22 protein-coding genes are annotated in these 24,070 nt (G+C 60.1%); 5 read left to right on the top strand and 17 right to left on the bottom strand.

The annotated features are described in order from the left end of the window. From JNL86_13210 to JNL86_13180, 7 genes are all read right to left on the bottom strand, one after another. Nucleotides 1-1,218, bottom strand: a 1,218-nt coding sequence (locus tag JNL86_13210; GenBank protein ID MBL8043867.1) for a Do family serine endopeptidase, incomplete at its 3' end; no start/stop codon positions are given. 119 nt (nt 1,219-1,337) lie between these two features. Then, entirely contained in the window at nt 1,338-2,741 is a 1,404-nt protein-coding gene (locus JNL86_13205; protein MBL8043866.1) for a HAMP domain-containing protein, read from the bottom strand. Then, on the bottom strand, nt 2,741-3,412 hold the full coding sequence (locus tag JNL86_13200) for a response regulator transcription factor (GenBank protein ID MBL8043865.1): 672 nt from the start codon (nt 3,410-3,412) through the stop codon (nt 2,741-2,743). Before JNL86_13200 ends, JNL86_13205 begins: the two co-directional genes overlap by 1 nt. Nucleotides 3,413-3,480: 68 nt before the next feature. Continuing rightward, complete coding sequence (locus JNL86_13195; protein ID MBL8043864.1) at nt 3,481-4,623, bottom strand: M48 family metallopeptidase; 1,143 nt, start codon at nt 4,621-4,623, stop codon at nt 3,481-3,483. A 2-nt stretch (nt 4,624-4,625) separates the two neighbouring features. Further along, nucleotides 4,626-5,903: a DUF898 family protein gene (locus JNL86_13190; GenBank protein MBL8043863.1), complete on the bottom strand. Its 1,278-nt coding sequence runs from the start codon at nt 5,901-5,903 to the stop codon at nt 4,626-4,628. Nucleotides 5,904-5,906: 3 nt separating this feature from the next. After that, a complete protein-coding gene (locus JNL86_13185; GenBank protein MBL8043862.1) occupies nt 5,907-6,935 on the bottom strand; it encodes an ankyrin repeat domain-containing protein in 1,029 nt (342 codons plus the stop codon). A gap of 460 nt (nt 6,936-7,395) precedes the next feature. After that, nucleotides 7,396-9,051, bottom strand: coding sequence for an FAD-binding protein (locus JNL86_13180; GenBank protein ID MBL8043861.1), 1,656 nt, complete (start codon nt 9,049-9,051; stop codon nt 7,396-7,398). 202 nt (nt 9,052-9,253) lie between these two features. Here JNL86_13180 and gcvP point away from each other — a divergent pair, with 202 nt between their 5' ends. Genes gcvP through rbsK form a run of 4 tightly spaced genes read left to right on the top strand, consistent with a single transcriptional unit; the run spans nt 9,254 to nt 14,760 of the window. Then, complete coding sequence (gene gcvP / locus JNL86_13175) at nt 9,254-12,139, top strand: aminomethyl-transferring glycine dehydrogenase (protein ID MBL8043860.1); 2,886 nt, start codon at nt 9,254-9,256, stop codon at nt 12,137-12,139. Beyond that, nucleotides 12,126-12,785, top strand: coding sequence for a hypothetical protein (locus JNL86_13170; protein MBL8043859.1), 660 nt, complete (start codon nt 12,126-12,128; stop codon nt 12,783-12,785). The genes gcvP and JNL86_13170 overlap by 14 nt, the downstream gene beginning before the upstream one ends. 20 nt (nt 12,786-12,805) lie before the next feature. Next, nucleotides 12,806-13,855, top strand: coding sequence for a nucleoside hydrolase (locus JNL86_13165; protein MBL8043858.1), 1,050 nt, complete (start codon nt 12,806-12,808; stop codon nt 13,853-13,855). After that, the gene (gene rbsK, locus JNL86_13160) at nt 13,843-14,760 is read left to right on the top strand and encodes a ribokinase (GenBank protein MBL8043857.1); all 918 of its coding nucleotides are present in this window, start codon (nt 13,843-13,845) and stop codon (nt 14,758-14,760) included. The genes JNL86_13165 and rbsK overlap by 13 nt, the downstream gene beginning before the upstream one ends. Before the next feature lie 52 nt (nt 14,761-14,812). Here rbsK and JNL86_13155 read toward each other — a convergent pair whose 3' ends face one another. Together JNL86_13155 and JNL86_13150 are read right to left on the bottom strand one after the other, a co-directional pair. Then, nucleotides 14,813-15,454, bottom strand: a complete 642-nt coding sequence (locus tag JNL86_13155) for a hypothetical protein (GenBank protein ID MBL8043856.1) — start codon at nt 15,452-15,454, stop codon at nt 14,813-14,815. 76 nt (nt 15,455-15,530) lie between these two features. Beyond that, the gene (locus tag JNL86_13150; protein ID MBL8043855.1) at nt 15,531-16,094 is read right to left on the bottom strand and encodes a mismatch-specific DNA-glycosylase; all 564 of its coding nucleotides are present in this window, start codon (nt 16,092-16,094) and stop codon (nt 15,531-15,533) included. Between the two features lie 277 nt (nt 16,095-16,371). Here JNL86_13150 and JNL86_13145 point away from each other — a divergent pair, with 277 nt between their 5' ends. Continuing rightward, nucleotides 16,372-16,596 carry a hypothetical protein gene (locus JNL86_13145; GenBank protein MBL8043854.1) on the top strand — a complete coding sequence of 75 codons (225 nt, stop codon included), beginning with the start codon at nt 16,372-16,374 and terminating at the stop codon, nt 16,594-16,596. Nucleotides 16,597-16,671: 75 nt separating this feature from the next. Here JNL86_13145 and JNL86_13140 read toward each other — a convergent pair whose 3' ends face one another. The 8 genes from JNL86_13140 to JNL86_13105 form a co-directional block, all read right to left on the bottom strand. Then, nucleotides 16,672-17,190: an NUDIX hydrolase gene (locus JNL86_13140; protein ID MBL8043853.1), complete on the bottom strand. Its 519-nt coding sequence runs from the start codon at nt 17,188-17,190 to the stop codon at nt 16,672-16,674. 6 nt (nt 17,191-17,196) lie between these two features. Beyond that, complete coding sequence (gene gcvT / locus JNL86_13135; GenBank protein MBL8043852.1) at nt 17,197-18,306, bottom strand: glycine cleavage system aminomethyltransferase GcvT; 1,110 nt, start codon at nt 18,304-18,306, stop codon at nt 17,197-17,199. 59 nt (nt 18,307-18,365) lie between these two features. Continuing rightward, nucleotides 18,366-18,737, bottom strand: a complete 372-nt coding sequence (locus JNL86_13130; protein ID MBL8043851.1) for an FKBP-type peptidyl-prolyl cis-trans isomerase — start codon at nt 18,735-18,737, stop codon at nt 18,366-18,368. Between the two features lie 127 nt (nt 18,738-18,864). After that, nucleotides 18,865-20,091 carry an FIST C-terminal domain-containing protein gene (locus tag JNL86_13125; GenBank protein ID MBL8043850.1) on the bottom strand — a complete coding sequence of 409 codons (1,227 nt, stop codon included), beginning with the start codon at nt 20,089-20,091 and terminating at the stop codon, nt 18,865-18,867. 46 nt (nt 20,092-20,137) lie between these two features. Beyond that, nucleotides 20,138-20,365 (bottom strand): hypothetical protein, encoded by a 228-nt coding sequence (locus tag JNL86_13120; GenBank protein MBL8043849.1) that lies wholly within the window; start codon nt 20,363-20,365, stop codon nt 20,138-20,140. An 84-nt stretch (nt 20,366-20,449) separates the two neighbouring features. Next, nucleotides 20,450-21,715 carry a P1 family peptidase gene (locus tag JNL86_13115; protein ID MBL8043848.1) on the bottom strand — a complete coding sequence of 422 codons (1,266 nt, stop codon included), beginning with the start codon at nt 21,713-21,715 and terminating at the stop codon, nt 20,450-20,452. Nucleotides 21,716-21,760: 45 nt separating this feature from the next. Continuing rightward, nucleotides 21,761-23,158 carry an MBL fold metallo-hydrolase gene (locus JNL86_13110; protein ID MBL8043847.1) on the bottom strand — a complete coding sequence of 466 codons (1,398 nt, stop codon included), beginning with the start codon at nt 23,156-23,158 and terminating at the stop codon, nt 21,761-21,763. Next, nucleotides 23,155-24,021 carry a TIGR00730 family Rossman fold protein gene (locus tag JNL86_13105; GenBank protein ID MBL8043846.1) on the bottom strand — a complete coding sequence of 289 codons (867 nt, stop codon included), beginning with the start codon at nt 24,019-24,021 and terminating at the stop codon, nt 23,155-23,157. Before JNL86_13105 ends, JNL86_13110 begins: the two co-directional genes overlap by 4 nt. Between the last annotated feature and the right edge of the window lie 49 nt (nt 24,022-24,070).

Here is a 24,070-nt window from a genome sequence, read left to right as displayed (position 1 = left end):
CACCGCGAGACCCGCCAATGGCTGGTCCGGGGATTCGATCTCCGCCTTGGCTACCTGCTGGGTATCCGGCAGTTCGGCCAGCGTGACGGATAGTTCTTGTTCATGGCCATCCCGCAACACTTTCACCGTGGCTTTGCTGCCCACCGCGCTGCGGGTGACGGCCCGCTGAAGCGTGACCGCATCGTCGACCGAGATACCCTGGTATGAGAGGATGACGTCGCCCTGTTTGATCCCGGCCTTGTCCGCCGGGCCCTCTTCCTTCACGTCGGTGACGACCGCCCCATTGCTACCCTTCACGCCAAATGATTTGGCCAGGTCATGGTTCAGGTCCTGAATGCCGATGCCCAGGTATCCGCGAACGACCTTGCCGGTTTTGACCAGGCTTTCATAGATCGGCTTGCTCATGCCGCTCGAGACGGCGAAGCCGACGCCTTGATAGCCGCCGGTTTGAGAAAAGATGGCCGTGTTAATGCCGATCAGTTCCCCTTTGGTGTTGACGAGTGCCCCGCCGCTATTGCCTGGATTGATGGCGGCATCTGTCTGAATGAAATCTTCATACTGCGTGATGCCCATGTGTCCACGGCCCAGCGCACTGACAATGCCCAGGGTGACCGTGGAATTGAGGCCGAAGGGATTTCCAACTGCCAGCACATATTCACCGACCTGCAAGCGGCTGGAGTCGCCCCAAGAAACGGTCGGGAGCTGCGTGCCGTCGATCTTGACCACGGCAATATCACTCTTGGGATCACTGCCGACGATCCGCCCCGTGAATTCCCGTTTATCGGGCAGCGTGACCGTGACCGTTTTCGCGCCTTCGATCACATGGTTGTTGGTGAGCACATAGCCATCCTGGGTGACGATCACGCCGGATCCTTGTCCGCCGCCTCGATGTTCTCGAGGCTCCGTCGGAGGTCCGAATCGGCGTGGGCCGAACGGTGATCCAAAAAAGTCTTCCATTTTCCCGCGCGGTCGGGCGCGGTCGGACACTTCCTCGGCTCCTCGGGTGGTGATGTTCACGACGGCCGGCGTGACGGTTTTGGCCACATCGGCGAATCCGGCAGCAGGCAAGCCGCCGGTCTGCACAAGCGGACGTTCCTCGGCGGCCGGCGAGGCATTTGAAGCGTGAGACGGTGAGAGCGGGGTATAGCTCCAGATCAACCCGGCGCTCAATGCGGCAATACCAGCGAATACGCTGACTGACTGTACGGGTCGTTTCATAAAGGCTCCTCCTAAAAGAGAATGTTCTGTGCACGCGGGAGAATGGGTGTTCCGTGTGACAGTCAATTGGAAGGTAACAGCCTTGAATGAGAAAACTATTAGCGAGGAATTAGAAGTCGTTAAGCTGCGGCAGGAGCCAACGGCAGGACGAGCGTGAAAGTGGATCCTTTGCCGACCTCGCTTTGGACGTCGATGTGCCCATGGTGGGCTTCCGCAATCCACGCGCAAATGGCCAGGCCGAGGCCGGTGCCTTTTTTGGTGTGAGCCCGGGCGTCATCCGTGCGGAAGAAGCGGTCGAAAATCTGTTTATGCGCGTCTTGCGGAATGCCGATCCCGTAGTCGCGTACAGCGAGGCGAGCCGTGGCACCCTCTACTCGCAAGTCGATTTCGACCTTGCCGCGAGGATGCGAATATTTGACCGCATTGTCGACGAGGTTGAGGATGAGCTCCCGCAGCCGGAGTTCGTCGCCGCGCACGGTCGCCGGCTGAATCGTGCCCATGATGACGTCGATCTCGCGCTCCTGGCCAAGGAGACAGGCCTGGCGTTGAATGTCCTCCACTAACGCTTCCAACCGGACCGGCTCGCATTCTGTTTTGACCTGGCCCATGTCCGCCCGCGAGAGGAACAGCAGTTCCTCTACAATGCGAGACATGCGGTCGATTTCCTCCAAATTGCTCTCGAGCACGGCGATGTAATCTTCGACAGGTCGGGGGCGGCGCAACACCAACTCGCTCTCGCCTTTCATGACTGTCAGGGGCGTACGCAGTTCGTGGGAGGCATCGCTGCTGAACTGCCGGATCTGCGCGAAGGAGGTTTCCAGTCGCGCGATCATGTTATTGAACGTATCGGTCAGACGCCCGATTTCATCCGTAGAGCGCTCAGAATGCAGTCGTTGCGTCAGGTCGCCCGCGGCGATCCGTTGCGCGGCAACGGTGATGGAATCGACCGGGCGCAGGGCGCGTCCGGCCAGAAACCATCCGCCGACCAACGACACGACCAACGCGATCGGCGCCATGACGAGCAGCACGAGAAGGAAGCGGCGTAGGGTTTCTTCAACCCCTTCCAGGGTGGTGCCCACCTGTACGATATATAGCAGCGAGCCGCGGTAAATGATGGGAACGGACACCAGGCGTAACGGCGGTTCGTTGGGATATCTGGCCGATTCGAAGACGGTGCTGCCGGTGAAGGCGGCTTCCAGCGCCGGGCGGCTCAATGGCACGTCGTGCTGTCGGATATTCGGAGAGCGGATGGTGATCGTGCCGGTAGGGCTGAAGATCTGAAAGAATTTATCGATACGAGTCAGTTCCGGGAATTGGCTCAACAGCGCATCTTCATCGATGAGGGGGAGGAAGCCGCGGGTTTCCAGCGATCGCACGGCGGCGGAGGCTGTTTCCTGCAACGACTCATCGACCTGGTCGCGGAGGCTGCGGGCTGTGATGGTATAGAGCACCACGGAGAACGTCAGCAGGATCAAGGCCAGCGCCGTTCCGTACCAAAGAGTGAGCCGGACTCGAAGGGGCATCAGTCCACCTTGAGCATATACCCACTCCCTCGTATGGTATGGATCAGCTTGCGCGCCCGCCCGCGATCGATTTTATTCCGCAAATAATTTACGTAGACGTCGATGACGTTGGTGAATGTATCGAAGTCTTGATTCCACACATGGTCGGAAATCATGGGGCGGGTTAACACCCGTCCGGCATGACGCATGAAATATTCCAGGAGGGCATATTCTTTCACGGTGAGATCGATGCGCTGCCCTCCGCGGGTGACTTCCCGAGTGGCGGGGTTGAGGATGAGGTCGTCGATCTGGAGCGTCCCGGACGATTCGGCCGTGCCGCGCCGCAAGAGAGCCCGGACGCGGGCAAGCAATTCGTCGATGGCGAATGGTTTGGTGAGGTAGTCATCCGCCCCCGCATCCAGCCCTTTGACTCGTTGGTCCACCTTCGACTGCGCCGTCAGGATCAAGACGGGTGTCTGGATTTTTTCTTTGCGGAGGCGGGTCAGCACTTCCATACCGGGTAAGCCCGGCAGCATGAGATCGATCATGATGAGGTCGTAGCTGCCGGTCAGAGCCTGGTCGAGACCCTGCGCGCCGTCCTCGCAGAGGTCGACGGCATAACTCTCTTCTTCCAGGGCTCGCTTGATGAAGGAGCCCACCTTGGTTTCATCTTCTACGACAAGAACACGCATACGTGCCGCCTACAGGTGGGTGGATTATAACAGAGGCAGCCGGTCTATGATGAAATCAAACGTCTGTGTCAGGGAAGGTCGGCGGAATCCGGGCTGGAACGTTTGGCGGCCTGTACGCGGCAGAGTGTGCGAATGTCCGTCCAGTCTTCGCCGGGAAGCAGCCGGCGCGCGTTCGTCGTCGGCGGGCCGGCAAGCATGCGAAGGGTCGCAAGCCTTCGGCCCATGTCGGGGTGGGTCGAAAGAAAATCAGGCGGTCCGGCATGGCCTTGCTCAGACTTCTGCAACGTTCCGTAAAAGGCAATCATGTCGGTAGGATCGAGATGGGCGGCTTGCATCATGCGCAGGCCTTCGATATCCGCCTCCTCCTCATGGCTGCGACTGTAGTGGAGTGCCCCCATCGTCTGGGCGCCTTGCAGTCCCCAGGCCAGCCCTCCGGACAGGTCTCCCGACACGGCCGTCAGCAGCAGCGTGCCGGCCGTCTGTTCAAGGATGGCTCTGGTGCTGTGGCGTAAATAGACGTGTTGGAGTTCGTGCGCCAGGACACCGGCGAGTTGTTCGGCGCTGGTGGTTTGTTCCAGCAGGCCGCGCAGGATCACGACCTGGCCGCCGGGAGCGGCAAAGGCATTCACGGTGGAGTTATCGACGACGGTCAACGTGATTCGGTAGGGGGATGTCGGGTTCGTGGTCGCCAATGCTTGCGCAATTCGGTCTAACTTTCGTAGCCGTTCGGGGTCCCGGCATTGCTGTGCCGTTGGTGCCAGACGATCGACAACCTGACGGCCCAATGATTCTTCCCAGCTGACAGGAACATATGGCGTGATGGCTGCGGCAAGGCCGGGGATGCCCCACCGGTACAGACCGATCGTCATGAGTAGTACGCCCAGCGCGGCACCCAGGGTCCATCGCAACCGTGCGTGCCGCCAAGCTGGGTTGTGGAGATGTCGCGCGACATCAGGAGCGGTCGCATGAATGTCGGTCAGTACTGCCGGTGCGGTAATGACAAGGGCCTCGCAGGGGTCGGGCCCGAACTCCAGTCTGACCGGTTCGCCGCGATAGGCGCCCTGAGTCTGGCGAATCTGGTCGTAGGGCCAGTGCTTGCTGCTGCCGTCCGCCATCATGATCTGCAAGGCGTGAGGGGCTACGGTGAGGGTTACAGGATGCCGCGTTGCGGTGCGGCCATCGAGATAGTGGGCGGGGCGGGTGGTCGGCATGACTAGGAATCCATATCGAAGCCGGTGTCGAGGAGGTTCGAGAGGCCTTCTCCCGTCACTGACGACTGGGTGGTGTCCTGCAGGACGCGATCGAGATCCACTGAGCCCTGCAACGACAGGGTCCCAATGAAAAAGCGGGCGTTACGAACGGTGACCCAGGGCCATGCCCATCCCAATGTCACCAGCAGTAACCCGAGGTTGCCGAGATAGAGGGTGAAGAGATTCTGCCAGGTAATATCCGATGAGAAGCGGGCGTGCCCGAACGTCGTGTGATCCCAGAAATATTTCTGCTTCTGTCCCAACAGCCAGACCCACAGTGGTCCGAGCACGAAGGGGATCAACAGCAGGGTCAGCCCCGCATTCGTCAATTGAAACGCCAGGGCGAGTCCGCATACGCCCAGCACGATGTAGGTGGAGATCAGGGTGACGGCGAAGGGGAACATGAGGCCCGAGCCGTGGCCGGTGAATCCAAACCGCTGATTGCCGAAATATGTATGTGCGTGGAGAAAGGCCTGGCGTTGAGTCTGGAAGTACGGGTAGTAGCTGCCCAATGTGAGGATCGTGAAGCCCCACCCGCGAAAGTAGAGCGTGAGGAATTCGGAGGTGCGCCCTCGAAACGAGAATCGAATGCCGCGCCACGACGTGCGGGAACAGCGGTAGCGGCGAGCATTGACCATGGCGACTGGAACATAGAGGAACAGGACCAGCCCAGCGAGTGCTTGCGACAAGAGGTCGATCCAACGAGGGAGTTCCAGGAATGTGTGTGCGGCTCCCAGCGAAAAATAGGGAAGGCCGAACACCAGCATGGCTTTGAGAAATCCCTGGTAGAGCTCTTTTCCCGTCCCGTGGTAGGCGAAGCGGTCATGCCCAAAGGCCGTGTGGCTGAACAGGTAGCGCCGGATTTTCGCCTTTCCCCAGAAATGATAGACCCCAAGGGTGAGAATCGTGAGGCAGACGTTTACGATTTGCATACCCAGCAAGGTGCCGCCTGAGCCACGAAACGCGCCATGCATCGTTGCATAGTTCTGTGCGTCGTGATCGGTGGGAACCGGAGCGGGCGGAGCGAGTGCCTCGATGAGTTCTGGAGTCGGCGGCTGCCCCGTATGGAGGGGCAGGGTTGGTGTCACGACCGCAAAGCGAGCCCCGCACGTCGGACAGGTGCTGCGAGAGGCGTTCGTCAATCGGCGTCGGTCACGGATTCGATACGGGGTCAGACAACGGTGGCAGGTGATCCCCAGCGCGTGGGTGTGTGTCTCGTCCTGTTCGGCTGAGGTAGTCATGCGTCAACAGGCCGCCTCATGTCCCAAGGCGCAGGCTCGCTGCAGGTCTTCCAGAAATCCCGTGCTGTCGCCGTAGGCTCGTTTGGCGACGGCCCGTTCAAAATGCGCCCGGCCATGCTGTGGTTGTCGTGCGAGAAATTGATCCCACAGGGCGAGGGCCTGTGCCCACTGCCGGCGTACGGTATAGACGGAGGCTGTCGCGTGATAGGCCTCGAAGTATGTGGGGTTGAGGCGAATAGCGGCTTCAAAGGCGATAAGCGCTTCGTCGGGTTCATCCTTTTGGAGCAGGGCGGTTCCGCGGCCATAGTAGGTTTCGGCATCGTCCGGATCGAGACTCAAGGCTTTGGCGTACGCAAACAGCGCGTTGTCGGATTGTCCCTTTTTCTGATACGCGATACCTTCGGCACGATAGGCTTTCGCTTGAGCGAACTCTCGTCCACCGTGTGTGCGTAGGAGGTCGATCAACTCCTGGTCCTCGTTGCGTCGCGCAATTTCAAGCGCCGTTTCGCCATGGGTCTTTCGATTGACGGAGATTCCACGCGCAAGGAGAGTTTGTGCGGCTGCCAGGTGACCTCTTCTGACCGCCCGGTGCAGGGCTGAATCGCCACAGGTGCACATGGCGCGGTGGTCTGCGCCATGGTTCAGCAGCACGGCGAGTGTGTCGGCATGTCCTTCTTCCGCTGCGGCCAACAGCGGGGTATAGCCGAATTTCCCCTTCGCGTTGGGATTGGCACCTCGATTCAAGAGGAGGGTCACGACCTCCGTCTGTCCCCGTCTCGAGGCTTCGTACAGCGGGGTCCGACGGTTGCCGTTGAGGGGGTCGACGGAGGTCCTGTCGTCAAGCAGCGCGGTGACGAGAGGCAGGTCGCCCCGTGCCGAGGCAAGGTGCAGCGGCGTCCAGTCATTGGCCTGCAAAATCAACGGTGAGAGTAGAAGTGCATCGACCTCGTACGGATCATGAATCATTTTGATTTGGCCGAATATCCAGAAGCCCATCGCAGAGAGCAGTACGTAGTTCAACAGGCAAGCCATCGCCGCCACCGCGAGACCCACGACTCGGCGCGATAGATCAGGCGCGGGGGACTCAGTGGCGAGGTTCGACCCGATTCGCTCGTGATCGGTGTGGTGCGGTGTCTGGTTGAGAACCAACAGATTCTCTCGACAGGCCGGGCAGGCGAACTGATGAAGTGGGCGTTCTGGGGATGGAGCGCAGGACGTGACTGCCTGGCAGAATGGGCAGACCACGGTCTGTGCAGCAGTGAGCGGTGCGGACAGCTCTGGTGCCGGGGGAGCGGTGCCTGGGAGAACGGGAGCCATGGTGCCTTACGACCCTTCGCCCGGGCGTACGTGAGACGATCCGGTCAGTAGAGTGATCGGTGATCATTCAAAAGGATAGCGCAAAATGTGAAGAGCGCAACCGGAGTTGGTGGTCGGGGTGTGTCCCGAGGATGATTTTCAGCGGGTGTGGGGGAAATCGACGGGCGGAACGGGCTTAGCCAGGGGGAAATCGGGTAATGGTGACCGGGGTATAGGTCAGCTGCGGCCCGTCTGGTTGTCGACGGCTTCGGGTGTGGCGAAGCCAGGTTGTATCGTTTCGCGTTGGGAAATCGGCTCGATAGTGGGCTCCCCGGCTTTCTTCACGTCCCAAGGCGCTCACGACGATGGTCTCGGCAATTTCCACAAGGCATTGAAGTTCCAGCGCTTGAATCAGGTCGGTATTGAAGATCTGCCCCTTGTCCTGCACGCACATGAGTTGTCCGCGTGCCTTGAGCGCCTGGATGGCGTGTTGCGCCTCCTGCATGGATTGTTTGGTGCGGAAGATGCCGAGGTTGAGGCTCATGGTTTTTCCGAGGTCATCCCGGATTTGCCAGGCCCGCTCAGGGCCGGGATTGGTCAGCAGGGTCTTCACGCGTTGGGTTTCACGCTGTAGATGTGTAGCAGGGATCGGGGGAAGGTGGCAGTCGCGGATGAAGTCCGCCGCTCTCGTGCCCGCCCGGCGACCGAAGACAATCGTTTCCAGGAGTGAATTGCCGCCCAGCCGGTTGGCTCCGTGTACACTCACACAGGCACATTCCCCGGCGGCAAAGAGCCCCGGAAGGTCGGTCTCCCCCCAGGTATTGGTTTTCACGCCGCCCATTTGGTAGTGGGCGCCGGGGCGGATCGGGATGGGCGTTTCGATCGGATCGAGACCGGCAAACTCCATGGCCAATTCTCTGATCTGGGGCAATCGTTCCAGAATTTTGGTGCGACCCAGGTGCCGGAGGTCGAGTAACACGCAGCCGTCTACGCCCCGCCCTTCCTGAATTTCCTGACCGATGGCTAGCGATACTGTGGAACGGGTGGCCAGTTCCATTTGCTCGGGTGCATACCGCTTCATGAAACGCTCACCGAGCGTGTTCAAAAGATAGCCACCTTCCCCGCGCGCACCCTCCGTGATCAGAATGCCGGTGTCTTTCAACGTGGTCGGATGGAACTGGACGAATTCCATATCTTCCAGCGGAATATCTGCCCGATAGGCGAGCGCCATGCCATCACCGGTGTTAATCACGGCGTTGGTACTGGTGGAAAAGACGCGACCGCTCCCCCCGGTGGCCAGGATGACGGCCTTGGCGCGTAACACCTGCAACCCGCCGTGGACGATGTCCCAGGCGATTACGCCGCAGCACCGTTCGTCCTCGACCAGCAAGGCCGTCACATACCATTCTTCGTAGACCTTGCAGCGGCGTTTCATCAACTGCTCGTACATGGCGTGCAGCAAGGCATGGCCGGTGCGGTCGGCGGCATAGCAGGTGCGTGGATATCCGGCTCCGCCGAATGGTCGCTGCGCGATGCGTCCATCAGGTGTGCGGCTGAAGATCACCCCCATCCGCTCCAGCTCAAGAATGTCTTGCGGGGCTTCCTTGCACATGGCTTCGATGGCGTCTTGGTCGCCGAGATACAGGCCGCCTTTGGCCGTGTCATAGGCGTGCGCCTCCCATGAATCCTCTACGCCGATGGCTGCATTGATTCCGCCTTGTGCGGCGACTGAATGACTGCGGACCGGATGAACTTTTGAAAGGAGTGCAACATTGACATCGGGCGGGACCGCAACGGCCGCCCGCATACCAGCGAGTCCTGCCCCGACGATGAGGATGTCATGCGTGATCATGGGTCGTCCTGTGTGGGCGTCAGGCGACGATGCTGTACGTCCTGCGCCGAGGAGTCGCTGTCACTATTACGCTATGGAATTTCGGAAAACAAGCGACGAGGAAGGCGCGCTGAACGCTTGGAAAAATCCCTGTTGCATGATAGGGTACCTGGTGCTGCGTCGAATGGACGAGTGCGTCAACTTCTAGCAGGATTTCACCCCCATGCCAGACCCTCACTTTCTCGAATCGAACGACACCTTTGTGCCCCGCCATATTGGCCCGACGGAGTCCGATATCCAGGCAATGTTGGCGACATTGAACCTGCCGTCCTTGGATTCTCTGGTCGAAGCGACGGTGCCTACAGACATTCGCGTACAGGGCCCTCTGACGATCCCGTCCCCGCGCGGCGAACAGGAGGTGCTGGCAGAATTGCGCGCGACGGCCGGGCAGAATCAGGTCTGGCGCTCCCTGATCGGCATGGGCTACTACGATTGCATTACGCCGCCGGTGATCCAGCGTAACATTCTCGAGAATCCCGGTTGGTATACCCAATATACCCCGTATCAAGCCGAGATCGCGCAGGGGCGACTCGAAGCCTTAGTCAATTTTCAAACCATGGTCGCGGATTTGACCGGGTTGCCGCTGGCCAACGCCTCGCTGCTGGATGAAGCGACTGCCGCCGCCGAAGCGATGACCATGTGCGCGGCGATTTCACATGCCGCGGGACACGAGCGGCACAAGTTTTTCGTCTCTGAAAATTGTCATCCGCAAACCATTGCGGTGGTGCAAACGCGCGCCGAACCGTTGGGCATTGTTTTGCAGATCGGTGCGATACAGTCGTTGGATCTGTCGAAGGGGGAGTTCTTCGGGATGTTGCTCCAGTATCCCTCGACCGACGGGTATGTGGGGGACTACAGCGAATTCATCACGAGGGCGCATGCCGCGGGCGTGTATGTCGTCGTCGCGACGGATCTGCTCGCCTTGACCTTGCTGCGCTCCCCTGGGGAGTGCGGGGCGGATGTCGCGGTCGGCTCCAGTCAGCGGTTTGGTGTGCCGTTGGGATTCGGGGGGCCCCATGCCGCATTCATGGCGACCAAGGAAGAATTTCGTCGGCAAATGCCGGGTCGCATCATCGGTGTCTCAAAAGACGTCACGGGTCGTCTAGCCTATCGCCTGTCGCTCCAGACGAGAGAGCAGCATATCCGCCGCGAAAAGGCGACGAGCAATATTTGCACGGCGCAGGTGCTCCTGGCGGTGATGGCGGGCATGTATGCCCTCTACCATGGCCCCGCAGGACTGCGGAAGATTGCCGAACGCATCCACGGGTTGACGATGGTGTTGGCCGAGGGGTTGCGTCGGCACGGCTGTGCAATCGGGCTGGAGCCTGTGTTCGACACCCTTCGGGTTCCGTTGTCGCCTGGACAATCGGACACGATTCTGAGCCGGGCTCGGCAGCAGAAGATCAACCTCCGGCGCTATGATGACCACAGTCTGGGAATCTCGCTGGATGAGTGGAGCAATTTGGATGAAGTGCGCCGGCTCCTGGCGATTTTTGTCGGGCAGAATATTCCAGAAGAAGAGCTTCGGACGCTGCTGGAGTCTGTGGATGTTCGGTACCCCGCAGGACTGGCACGTACCAGTGCCTACCTCACCCACCCGGTGTTTCATCGGTATCATGCCGAACACGAGCTCCTGCGGTATATCCATCGTCTTCAATCCAGGGATCTGTCATTAGTGCATTCCATGATTCCCTTGGGGTCCTGCACGATGAAGCTGAACGCGACGGCGGAAATGATCCCGGTCACCTGGCCGGAGTTTGGGCGACTGCACCCCTTTGCCCCCGCCGATCAGACTCAAGGCTATCAACTGTTGTTCCGACAGCTGGAGTCCTGGCTGGCCGACGTGACCGGCTTCGCCGGGATCTCGTTGCAACCGAACGCGGGTTCACAGGGCGAATATGCAGGGCTCATGGTGATTCGCGCCTATCACCGCCATCGAGGCGAGACGCAACGCGATGTCTGCCTGATTCCCGTGTCGGCGCATGGCACCAACCCGGCCAGCGCGTCGATGTGCGGCATGACGGTTGTTCCGGTCGCCTGTGACGCGCGCGGCAATGTGGACCTGACCGATCTTGAGGCCAAGGCGACGCTCCATCGCAGCCGCCTTGCGGCGCTGATGGTCACCTACCCCTCCACACACGGGGTGTTCGAGGAGGGGATTCGCCGGATGTGCCAGATCGTGCATACCCATGGCGGGCAGGTGTACATGGATGGCGCCAACATGAACGCCCAGGTGGGGCTCTGTCGGCCGGCAGATCTGGGGGCCGACGTCTGTCACCTGAATCTGCATAAAACGTTTTGTATTCCTCATGGCGGCGGCGGACCTGGCATGGGGCCCATTGGAGTCGCCAGTCATCTCGTGTCGTTTATGCCTGGACATCCTGTGACCAAGTTGGGCGGGGCCCAGTCGATTGGGCCGGTGTCGGCCGCTCCCTACGGCAGCCCGAGCATCCTGACGATCTCGTGGGTGTACATCGCGCTGATGGGAAGAGAGGGGCTCACCAAGGCCACGCAGGTGGCCATTTTGAATGCGAACTATATGGCCAAACGGCTGGAGAAGCACTATCCGGTGCTCTACACCGGGTCCCGAGGATTTGTGGCGCATGAATTCATTCTCGATCTCCGGCCACTGAAAGAGAGCAGTGGCGTGGAGGCCATGGATGTGGCCAAGCGCCTGATGGACTATGGATTTCATGCCCCGACCGTGTCGTTCCCCGTGGCAGGGACATTGATGATTGAGCCGACCGAGAGCGAGGTCAAAGCGGAGCTCGATCGGTTGTGCGAAGCATTGATTGCGATCCGTGGTGAAATTCAGGCCGTCGCCGAAGGACGACAACCACGCGCGGGGAATGTGTTAAAGAACGCTCCGCACACGGCGGTGGCGGTCACTGCAAGCGATTGGGAACGGTCGTACTCTCGTGAGGAAGCGGCATTCCCGGCTCCGTGGGTCCGAGAGAACAAGTTTTGGCCGAGTGTGGGTCGGATCGATGAAGCGTATGGCGACCGCCACCTCTTTTGCACGTGTCCGCCGATGGATGCGGTGTCCTAGTTCGTACTCGCGCTGCGCACTGCGGCATGGGCTTGCCGTAGGCCTTCGTCGGCACGGATACGCCATCGGTCAGATCGCTGTCGCGGGTCTCTTGCTCACCCTGCTCTTAGCGCCGCCGGCCAGGGCCACTTCAGAATCGGTGGTCATGGTCGAGCAGGCCGCCGATTCCCGCTCAACCCAGATCGTGTCCGGTGTGACTTACCGCGCGGGTACTCGATTAACCATTCCCGGGACTGGATGGTCGTTTGTGGTTCCGGACCATTGGCAGAGCAGCCGCCCGGATGACGCCGAGATGCCGTTTCTCACCCCGGAAGACGGTCAGGACCTCGGCATGCTGTTCCCCCTCACCGAGGTGACACGCGAGTCGGTTCGCGAGCAACTGAGTCAGCCATTGTCGTTGCTCCACGGCGTATCATTTATCCCTGCCGGCTCCCAAACCGAGAACGAGACATCCATTGCGCAATCGTATCAAGGCGAGGGCATGGCCGGACGTGCTCTGGCGGTACTTGGCCCAGGGAATGTGGTGGTGATCTATTTCCTCATGGGGCCTCCCCAGGGTGCGGCAACATTCGAGTCGGTGCTGGAACAACTTCGACAATCAACTCACTTCGGTGAGCCGGGCGACGAACACGGTGTGGGTTTGTAACAGGACGTGACTGTGGGGAGGTGGCGCGTGATGCGAGCCTGGCCATCCGCTTCAGCACAGTGCATCGGCGAAGCATGTTGAAGACCTCTCCCATGAAAGTCATCATCGATACGGATCCCGGGGTTGACGATGCGCTGGCGATTCTGTTGGCGTTGGCCTCGCCGGAATTAGACGTGGTGGGAATTACCACGGTCTGCGGGAATGTGCCGGTCGGGCAAGGGACCAAAAATTTGTTTCGCGTGCTGAACCTGCTGAAGCCCCCATCGGGGCTGCTGGTGGGGCAGGGCGCAGCCCGGCCGCTGGAAGAAGACCTGATCACGGCGGTGCAGGTGCACGGCAGTGACGGCCTTGGTGAGTTGGATGGTGTGTTGACGGCGGGCGGGGTGCCACGGTACCCGGCAGTGCGCTTGCCCCAGGTATTACCGACCGCGCAAGACGTGTGGAAGGAGTGTATTCGCCGTTACCCGGATGAGGTGACGCTGATCACGCTGGGGCCATTGACGAACGTGGCGGTCGGCTTGAAGGTGAATCCGATCACGGTACAGAAGTTCCGTGCGGTGGTGGCGATGGGGGGGGCGATCGGGGTGCCCGGGAATGTGTCCCCGGTGGCTGAGTTCAATATGTATGTCGATCCTCATGCGGCGCATCGGGTGTTTCGGGCCTCGCTTCCCCTGATGCTCGTGCCGCTTGATGTGACGACTCGTGTCGGAGTGACTCGAGCAGACTTAGGGACGTGGGTGACAGCATCTCCTCACCCGATCGGTCGTCTGGTGGCCGACATGACATCCAAGGCGTTCGATTTCGCAGAGCAAGTCGAAGGTCACGGGCTCTTCTATTTCCATGACCCTGTTGCGATCCTGTCGGTCGTTGATGCCTCGCTCCTGAGGACTGAAGCGCTGCACGTGGATATTGAAATGATCGGGCGGGTGTCGCGTGGTGCGACCGTCGCCGATCGCCGGTCGCGTAAACCGGAGGAAAAGGCCGATCCCAACATGCAGGTTGCAGTGGGCATTGAGGCTGATCGGGCCTTGCAGCTTATTCGTAGCCGACTCTGTCCATGGTTGTCGTAATTGGCTCCAGCAATATCGATCTGACCGCGACGGTAGATCGGCTGCCGGCCCCCGGCGAAACCGTGCTCGGTCAGCATTTTGTCCAGTCGTTCGGCGGCAAGGGGGCCAATCAGGCCGTTGCGGCAGCTCGTGCCGGCGCCGAGGTCCGTTTCTTGAGTAAGGTGGGCAGGGATGCCCATGGCGACTTGATCGAACAGCACCTGGCAGCGGAGAGATTGTCTCGACGGGTTTTATTGCGCGACGCCGATACGCCGACCGGGGTGGCGATGATTCTCGTCGACGGTGGCGGCGAGAACCAGATTGTCGTCGTTCCCGGGAGCAACTACAGGCTGATGCCGAGTGACGTGCGCCGCTATGCCGATATGATGGCTGATGCCCGCGTTCTCCTCGTTCAAATGGAACTGTTGCTGGAAACTCTCGAAGAGGCCTTGATGGTGGCGAAAGAGCATGGCCTGACGACGATTCTGAATCCTGCCCCCGCCGCTCCCTTGTCGCCTGAGCTTCTGAAGTTGGTGGACATTCTCACCCCCAACGAAACTGAGGTACGTATGCTGAGCGGAGTGACAGATCCGGCTGAGGGTGCGCATCTTCTGGTACTGCGAGGAGCGGGAACAGTGGTGGTCACTTGTGGCGACGACGGGGCCCTGTTCTCACGCGGCACGAAACCGGTTCACCTTCCCGCCTTTGTCGTCAATGCGATGGACTCCACTGGGGCTGGAGATGCCTTTAACGGTGCGTTGGCCTGTGCGTTGGCAGAAGGCATGGAGATCGAAGCGGCTTTGGAGCGAGCCAATGCGGCGGGTGCGTTAGCGACAACCGCTCAGGGTGCGCAAGCCTCGATGCCGGACAGGAGCGACATCGATCAACTCTGCCGGGTCGGGACGAGGCGGCATCGAACGCTGTGAGCGGTGTTGGTAGGATGCTGCAGCGGTTCGGTGGGTGGCTCGGTCGCGAGGACTAATTGCCTTTGGCTGATTGGGTTCGGAGCTGCGACAGGACCTGCTGTGCTTCGGGAATGAAGTCGACACGTTGCTGGCGTTGTGCGAGATCCAGCGCTGTGGTGGCGATGGCAACGGCTTCTTCGTGTCGCCCCCCTGCACAGTAGCTTTTTGCCAGGCTTAAGCGGGCGTTGACCGCACCTGGTTCACGGGCGATGACGTGACGCAGGAGTGTTTCCCCTTTTTCTTTGTCTCCCCCCAAGAATCCCGGCACGCGAGTCAGTACGCTCCCTTTGGCCGACAGTGCATCCAAATGATCCGGGGCGAGTTCCAGCGTGCGATTCAGCTCTTTCATCATTCGGCGAAATCCGAACAACGACGTGAGGCTTTCTCCGTCAACCCGCAGCTGCTCCCCGAGGTTGCAGAAGAGGGCAAAGTGCGCATCAGCTGACGACTCGTCTGTCTCCACGGCCTGCTCTCCGAAGGCCTGACCGGAGGCAAAATGTTGAATCCGTTCGCCACGCGTGCCGGCAAGGCGACCCTGGGCGCATTCGCGCATGGCATTCGCCGTGAGTTGTTGGACCGGTGTGCCTGCAGTAGCGTGCTCGGCCATGAGCCCGAGACTGACTGCCAGGATGGTGACGCATGCGGAGAGTTTCATGGGGTGCCGGTTTCGTGTGGCGTTGGCAGAATGGACGGCGAATGGTACAGGAAATCAACGGCTGAATTCCAGTGTATCAGATGGAGGAGCGGCTTCCAGGCTTTTCGATGTCCCTGGCGGTGCTGACGGCTGCGAGCACGTGAAACGCCTCGAGCATCGACTGATAGGAATACCCTGCGTTCCGTCCGCTCGGATTCGGGAGCAGCACGATTGTGGCTTCATGGAGCGTCGCCGTCTGTAGGCCCGGGCGTGGTGTTGGCCGCTTCGGTTCATGTGGAAAAAGTGCCGGGTAGAGGGTCATGCCGAGCAGTGCGACGACACGCGGGTGGTAGCGACGCACTTTCCGGACTAACTGCTGCCGTCCTCCCGCCAGATCCCGGGCTGTCAGATCGGCCAGCCCGGCGGTGGGGCGGGCAACCAGGTTGGTCAGGCCCAATCCCCAGTGTGGAAGGCGGCCATCGTCCTGATAGGTCAGCCGTTCGGGCACCAGCTTCGCATCGTACAACAGTTTCCAGAATCGGTTCGATGGACCGGCGTAGTGATGCCCGAGTGCAGCTGAGCGCAATCCCGGGTTGATGCCGACAAACAGAATGTTCAGTTTCGGGGCCAGATGATCAGGGAGGGCAATTCGTCTTGGCATGGTGCGTTACAACGTGGCTGAGCCGGACGGACATGAACGTGAAGGGAGGTCCTGCCATGCCCTGACAGGCTCAACTTGAGCGATGAGGCGGTTTAGTCTCCACCAGGCTATTCCGCCACAGGCAGGGGGAGAGCTTTTGGGGTGATGAGTGGGCATTTCTAACTGGAAACGTAGAAAAACAAGCAGTTATCTCTGGGTACCCATTCGGCAAGGACCTTGCTTAACGATAGAAACGTCGGTGGTCGGTAACTTCAAATCTAACAGGAGGTACGTCAGTATGAAGAAGATGATGTTGGCGGTCATGGCAGTTGCGATGTTGGTGGCCTTCAGCGCTCCTTCGTTCGCCGGTGACGATAAGAAGAAGGAAGAGAAGAAGGGCGGCCACTTCTCCCAGACGGTCTTCGGTGACGACAAGAAGAAGGAAGAGAAGAAGGGTGGTCACCTCTCCCAGACTGTGTTCGGCGACGACAAGAAGAAGGAAGAGAAGAAGGGCGGCCACTAAGAGAAACTGTTTTCCGGCGAGGCGAGCTGGCCTGGGAGGTCTCTCATCCTGGTGGTGGGAGACCTCCCGGTCGTTTTACCGGAAGTGTTCCTGCCGAATATACACGGCTTGTAGCCCCACGATTGTCTTTGCGTCCCGAATCGTCCCATCTTCGATTTTTGCGATAGCCTCGCGCAGGGGCATTTCCACTACTTCCAGCACTTCATCCTGGTCCAAATTTTGGGTGCCACGTGTCAGGGCGGTTGCTACGTAGAGGTGAATGACTTCGTCGGCAAAACCCGGTGCCGTGAAAATGCTGGAGAGCAATTCGAACCGTCCGGCCTTGTACCCGATCTCTTCTTCCAGTTCACGTGCGGCACAGTCCAAAGGGTCTTCCTTGGGATGTAACTTTCCCGCAGGGATTTCATAGATAAACCCGTTTGCGGCATGGCGAAACTGACGGATCAGGACGACCGTGCCATCTTCTTTCATGGGCACGACGGCCGAGGCCCCGGGGTGGCGGATGACCTCGAGATCGATGGTGTGGCCGTTCGGCAGGCGCACCGTATCGACGTTGAGCGTAACGACCCTGCCTTGATAGATGGGTTTCACCATGATGGGCTAGGATGTGCTCGGTGTTCGTTTGTAAAAAGGTGGTTTGACAATCATAGCGGGACAGGACTTGCCCCGGATATCGATCAAGATCGATGCCCCCAGTTTCGCCGCGGCGGGGGTGACATATCCCATGCCGATGCCTTTTTGCAGCAGGGGTGACAGATTCCCACTGGTGACTTCGCCGATCACGGCATGCGGCGCATCAGGGTTGAGAATCTTAAACCCGTGCCGTGGCACGCCCTTTTCAATCAGTTCAAACGCCACCAGTCGTCGTGACGGTCCCTTGGTATGCTGCGCTAATAGCTCAGCACGGCCGATGAAATCGCCCTTGTCGAATTTCACGACCCAATCCGCTCCGGCTTCGATGGGAGTCGTCTCGTCATTCATGTCATTGCCGTAGAGGAGGTATGCCATCTCCAACCGCAGCAAGTCACGCGCCCCAAGCCCGGCAGGTTTGACCCCTAAGGGGTGTCCAGCCTCAAGGAGGCGATCCCAGGCCGCCGCCGCTGCTTCAGCGGGGAGATAGAGTTCATACCCCAATTCGCCCGTGTACCCTGTTCGTGTCACCAGGGTTGGGTGCCCGCAAAACGTGCTGTCCAGGCACTGACGGACTTTGAGGCTGGTGATGTCGGCCATGCCCGCGTTGGTCAGGATGTCACGAGAGGCAGGGCCTTGGACTGCGATCTGTGCGAGGGATTCCGACCGGTCTTGGACCTTGCATCCCTGAGCCTGTGCGACCTTGTCGTGCAACCAGGCGACGATCTTGTCCCGGTTGGAGGCGTTCACACAGACGAGGAATTCATAGGGCTTCACGTGGTAGATGAACACATCATCTTTGATCCCGCCGGCAGGCGTGCAGATCATGGAGTAGTGCGATTGACGAACAGAGAGTTTCGAGACGTCGTTCGTTGTCACGCGCTGCAGGAAGGCCAGTGAGCCGGGGCCGGTGACACTGATCCGCCCCATGTGGCTGACATCGAAGAGTCCTGCATGGCGGCGGACGGTCTGGTACTCATCGACCACGCCGGAGTATTGGATGGGCATCTCCCAGCCGGCAAAGTCGACGAGCTTTCCGTTTGCCTGTCGGTGTGCGTCAATCAGCGGTGTGTGTTTCATGGGTGTGGCGTTATTATTCGGCAAGACGGCGTGTGTCACTCGATGCCGCCGAGCCGGTGTTATCGAATCTCGAGCAACTCTACGTCGAAGACGAGCGTCGCGTTCGGTGGAATCACGCCGCCTGCGCCACGGGCTCCATACCCCAAGTCCGGGGGAATGGTCAGCTTTCGCTTGCCGCCGACTTTCATTCCGGCAACCCCTTCATCCCAGCCTCGAATGACCTGTCCTGCTCCGATGGGAAACGAGAACGGATCTCGACGGTCAACAGAACTGTCGAACTTTTTCCCGTTTGTCAGCCATCCGGTGTAGTGCACGGTGGCGAGGTTGCCCCGTGCGGCTTCCTTGCCGGTTCCCACGACCACATCGATGTATTTGAGTCCTGAAGCGGTGGTCACTTCGGCGGCCGAACCGGTTTGTTCCCCTTGTGCCATAATTGGTCCTCCCATGCTGAGTGCGACGAGTGCCACGATACTCCATATCGTCTGCCTGAAGCGAGTGTTCATACGTATAGCTCCGTGTTGCCCGTGAGACAGCCGGATGTCGCGAGCCTGCTCTGGGTCAATAGCGGCCGCTCACCTTCTCGCTGCGCTTTGGTTCAGAAAATATCGCAATGCTGGCTGTATAGCCATGGAGAAAATTCCGTCCTCCCACTGGACCGACTTCGCCCTGGGCGAAAAATCCGGCCAGAGGGATCGCACCCAACTGCTCTCCCAACACAGCCGCGTCGTGGTTCGGAATGCCGAACAGCCCTTTTCCGCGTCCACAACAACTGAATAACAGCGCGCCAAGTGGGAGCGGCCGCGAGCCGGGATGAGCGGCGGCCAGCAGTACCCGTAGATCCTCGTCGGCAGCCTGAGCATCCCGTACCTGAAACTGTACGGTCTGTCCCTCCTGAACGACGTCTCCGATCACGATGGCTCCGGTCTGTTGATCTGCCCCAAGGAGATTCCTGATGAGGAAGTCGCCGCGTGTGAATTGCGCCCGTTGTTCATCCATGGCAATGCCAATATGAAGTGCGCGTTGGGCCTGGGCGCGCTCTTCGCTGCTCAACTGGCTGAAGACTGTTTGGAGACAGTGTAGAGCGGGACGACCGCCGAGTTCCTGGATGACATTGTGCTCGGCCTTGGTGACGATAAACCGTTCTCCGATGGGGCGACACCCTTGCGAGATGACGGTGTGCACGGTGATGGGCCCGGACAGTGCCACGCCAACCAACCCATCGGTGTGGACCACATCATCGAGAAACAACCGATTCTCGCCCAGGTCCTGGCCGCCGCCGGCCAGTCCGCCCAACGCTCGGGTCCCCGGGTACTGCTCCTCGATGACCGAGAGCACATCCTGCATCGGGGTGGAGAAGGGATCGGCAAACAGCAGCATGGCGAGTGGCGTATCGCCGTCCGTGTCCATGTCTGGCCAATGACGCAAGGAGAATTGGTCGTGCACGCTTGAAAACGAAAGTCGCAATGGCTGGGCGACGACACCCGGCAAATGGGCTGCCCAGAGCGTGGCCGCCGGTCCTGATTCGATCTCGCGCCCCGTGGCGATGACCCCTTCACCCGTGCACCCGACCAGCGTGGCCGGATCGAGCGCCTCGCGGAGGGCTTGGACTAGGGCATCGGCCTGATCTGCATGCTGAATCGAGACAAACAGAAATGCGAGATCGATTCGAGCCGCGCCTAGCTGTTCTCGGATCGCTCGGACCAATTCATCGGCTGCCGCCTGTGGGCTACTGTGGCGCGTAAGGGCCGAGGCAAACCGAAGTGTCGATGACGGTGCGGTAATCACGGGATTGTCTTTGTGTCGGGGTTTGGGGCGTCTCAGGCACGCGCGGTCAGACACCCGGGTTCATGCGTTCAGAGCGTTCCGTGGCGAGTTTCTTATAGTAGCGCCACATGTACGAATGAAAATCGTCCAGCTGTGCCAGTACATAGTGGAGTTCTGTCGGGTCTTGCGTTTCCAGGGCGTGGGCCATTCGAGTGTTGAGAAAGTCGGCAAACCGTACGTTCTTCTCGATCGCGTTTTGCAGCGTGAGGCTGCCTCCCAACGTATAATCAGCCATAGCCCTCCGGATCACGTACGGATGAATCACGAGAATAGCCGCGGTCCTGACTAAAAGCAAGGTGTGAGGCCCTGCCGGCGGGGCCTAACGGTGCGGGGGCGTATCGGCCGAGAGCAGTTCGCGTAGGCGCGGGAGCGAGATGGCGTCTGCGCGAAATCCATCGCGCCCCGTGACAGTCGTGGCCCCGGTCAGTGCATTCAGAATCGCTTCTTCCGTGGCTTCCACGGTGGCCGTGATGGCCGCATTCAGATGCGTATCGGCAAGATGTAGGAGTGAAAAGGTGGGCTCGTTGGGGTAATGAGGAATGACGTTGCCGGTGGAAAACGCCAACATGAAGTCGCCGCTGCCATGGCGGGCGGTTGAACCGGTTCTCGCCAGGCCGAGTGCCGCGCGCTTGCCGAGTCGAGTCAGTTGCCGACTGTCGAGTGGCGCATCGGTGGCGATGATGATGATGATCGATCCCTCGGCATTCCCGCTCGATCCTTCGCGAACGGTGTGCAGTCGCTGTGGCGACTCTTCTCCCGGACGGCCGGATTGAGGCCCCACTGCGTCATATTGGCGCCCGATCGGGACACCACCCATGGTCAGTTCAGGCCGCCGCCCATGGTTGGCGTTGACCAACACCCCGATCGTAAATCCTCCCTCTGCTGCGGGAAGCCGACGAGACGCTGTCCCGATGCCACCCTTGAATCCGTACGAGATCATGCCGGTTCCCGCTCCGACGCTCCCCTCTGCCACTGGTCCTGGTGCCGCCTCATCGAGCGCTCGCATGACGTCGGATTCGGAAACGTGGCGCCCCTGAATGTCGTTCAAACGCCCGTCGTCGCACTCTGCCACGACCGGTGTGAGCGTGTCGTCGGTGATGCCGATTCCGGGATAGTGACGGAGCATCCAACTGATGACGCCGTTGGCGACACGAGGCACGTTCAGGGTATTGGTGAGGGCAATCGGATATTCAAGAAATCCCGATTCCGCGACCCAAGCCAGTCCGGTCATTTCCCCGGTGCCGTTCAACACGAACGCTCCGGCTGGGACTTTCTTGTGCCACACATCGTCTCGCGGCACGATGACTGTCACGCCGGTTCGAACCGGTCCCTCCCCGGGCTTTAACGCACCATCCCCCTGCATCAGCGTGACTTGGCCGACCTTCACTCCCGGCACATCGGTAATGGCATTCAAAGGCCCGGGCTCCAGGCGCCCGAGGTTCAATCCAAGCGCGCGTGCGCGAATGCGAGGGGGATCCTCAACGTCGGATGGGATCTCCGCACTCGAGGCCGGTAAGGCGAACAGGGTAACGACGAGCATCGCACAGGCGATCAGCGAATCAGAGGCGATGGTGGAATGGTGCATACCTATGGAGGTCCTCCCATGCGTCATGGCCGATGAACAGCCTCGCTAGATGTCGTAACTGCTTTCTTTGGCGGGCACGACGACTGACATGTGCGGATGTTCGGCTTGAATGGCAGCCCCCAGGGAGAGCGCCTGTTTTTCCTCCCCATGGACGACGAACACCTGCTGCGGAGCCGGTGTGATGGCTCGCACATAGGCGAGCAGGTCGTTTCGATCTGCATGGGCGGAGAGTCCGTTGAACACCACGACCTGCGCGCGGCGTGGTGTTGGAATGCCGAAGATTGGGACCACATCCCATCCCTCCACCAGCCTGCGCCCCAGCGTGTGTTCAGCCTGAAAGCCCACGATGGCGATCATGTTGGCTTCGTCCTGGATCGCATGTTTCAGATGGTGCACGACACGTCCCCCCTCGCACATCCCTGAGGAGGCGATGATCACACAGGGACCTTTCAGGGTATTCAGCCGTTTGCTTTCGTCCGGTGACGAGACGTATCGGATGTACCGAGCCGCAAACGGGTCTCCTTCAGACGTGAAGGTGCGATAGGTTTCCTCATCGTAACATTCAGGGTGCTTGCGGAACACGTCTGTGACTTTTGAGGCCAGCGGCGAGTCGATATAAATGGGGAGTGGGTCGATTCGCCCTTCGGCCACCAGTTGTTTGATCCGCATGACGAGTTCCTGCGTCCGCCCAAGGGCAAAGGCCGGCACGATGATTTTGCTGTGATGCGCCTTGGCATGCGCGACGAGCTGTTGAGCTTTCCTCGTGAGCGCGTCACCGACTTCTTCGTGCAACCGATCGCCGTAGGTGGACTCGATGATCAGGACATCGCAGCTTGGCGGAGGTGCCGGATCGCGGAGGATCGGCATCTGCGTGCGTCCCAAGTCTCCGGAGAAGAGGACGGTGGTGCTGTTGCCGCGGGCGGAGTACTTCAGGCGAATGGCTGCGGATCCAAGAATGTGGCCCACATCATGGAAAGAGGCGGTGACGCGGGGCGTGACCTTAATCGAGTCGCCGTAGCGTGCCCCGACAAAGCGGCGGATGATCGCGCGTGCATCGCTGGATTCGTAGAACGGCTGTAGACAGCGTTTTCCGCGACGGTTTTCTTTCCGATTCAGATAGGCGCAGTCGTTCTCCTGCAGGCGGGCCGAGTCTTCGAGCATCACCGCCGCGAGATCGGCCGTGGCCCGGGTCATGTGGACATTTCCCCGAAACTGGTGCTTCCCGAGCACGGGCAGCGCGCCGGAGTGATCGATATGGGCATGCGAGAGCAGGACGGCATTGATCGCTCGTGGATCGAACCCGAGGAACCGATTTTGTCGGTCGGCTTCCTGCCTCTGCCCCTGAAAGAGCCCGCAGTCCAGAAGGATTTTGCTGCCAGGCATCTCCAGGAGATGGCGGCTCCCGGTGACCGATCGTGCAGCTCCGTGAAACGAGAGTTTCATCGTGCGGATGGCCCTCCATGCGTTCGGCTGATGAGGTCCCAGGCTTGCTGGGCCGTTTCCGCGAAGTGGAATAACGACAGATCATCCGGTCCGATCAGGCCTTCTTCGACCAGCAGTGTCCAGTTGATGAGGCGTTCCCAGTAGGCCCGGCCCATCAGCACGATGGTGATGTTGCGGGTTTTACCGGTCTGCAGCAGGGTGAGGGTCTCGAACAGTTCGTCGAGCGTGCCGAATCCGCCGGGAAAGACGACCAGCGCTCGCGCGCGCAGCAGGAAATGCATTTTGCGCAGAGCGAAATAGCGAAACTGAAAACAGAGGTCCGGCGTAATGTAGGCGTTGGGCTGTTGTTCATGGGGCAAGGTGATGTTAAGCCCCATCGACTTGGCGCCGGCATCCGCCGCGCCGCGATTGGCGGCTTCCATGATGCCGGGGCCTCCACCGGTGACGATCACGTAGTCGCATTGTCCGTCGATTTGACAGGTGGAAGACACCAGGTGGCCGAACTCGCGTGCAATGTCGTAGTAGGGGGCGAGGGCGAGTCTCCGTTCGGCGACCCTGACGCGTTGTTGTCGCGCCTGATCTTGAGGAGCCATCTTCAGCTCCGCCGTGGCTGCTTCGAGGGCCTGTCTGGCGCGCGACGGTTCGAGAAGGCGCGCACTGCCGAAGACCACGATCGTCGAGCGAATGCCCTGTTCGGTTTGAATCAACTCAGGCTTGAGTAACTCCAGCCCGAGCCGCAGCGGACGTAGCTCATCGCGCTGCAGAAAATCGGTGTCTCGATCGGCCGGGATGTACGAGGATGACGTGACGACGGTGTGCTGGTTCGGTGATGCGTCGGAAAACTCTGCACCCATGCGCGGCATTATAGCGACATGGCAGGCAGGCGGCAATTGACAGGGGCTTCCGGGGCGA

Origin of the sequence: Nitrospira sp. (assembly GCA_016788885.1) — a bacterium.
In the GTDB taxonomy this organism is placed as follows: Bacteria; Nitrospirota; Nitrospiria; order Nitrospirales; family Nitrospiraceae; genus Nitrospira_A.
This window is presented reverse-complemented; position numbering and strand designations above follow the sequence as displayed.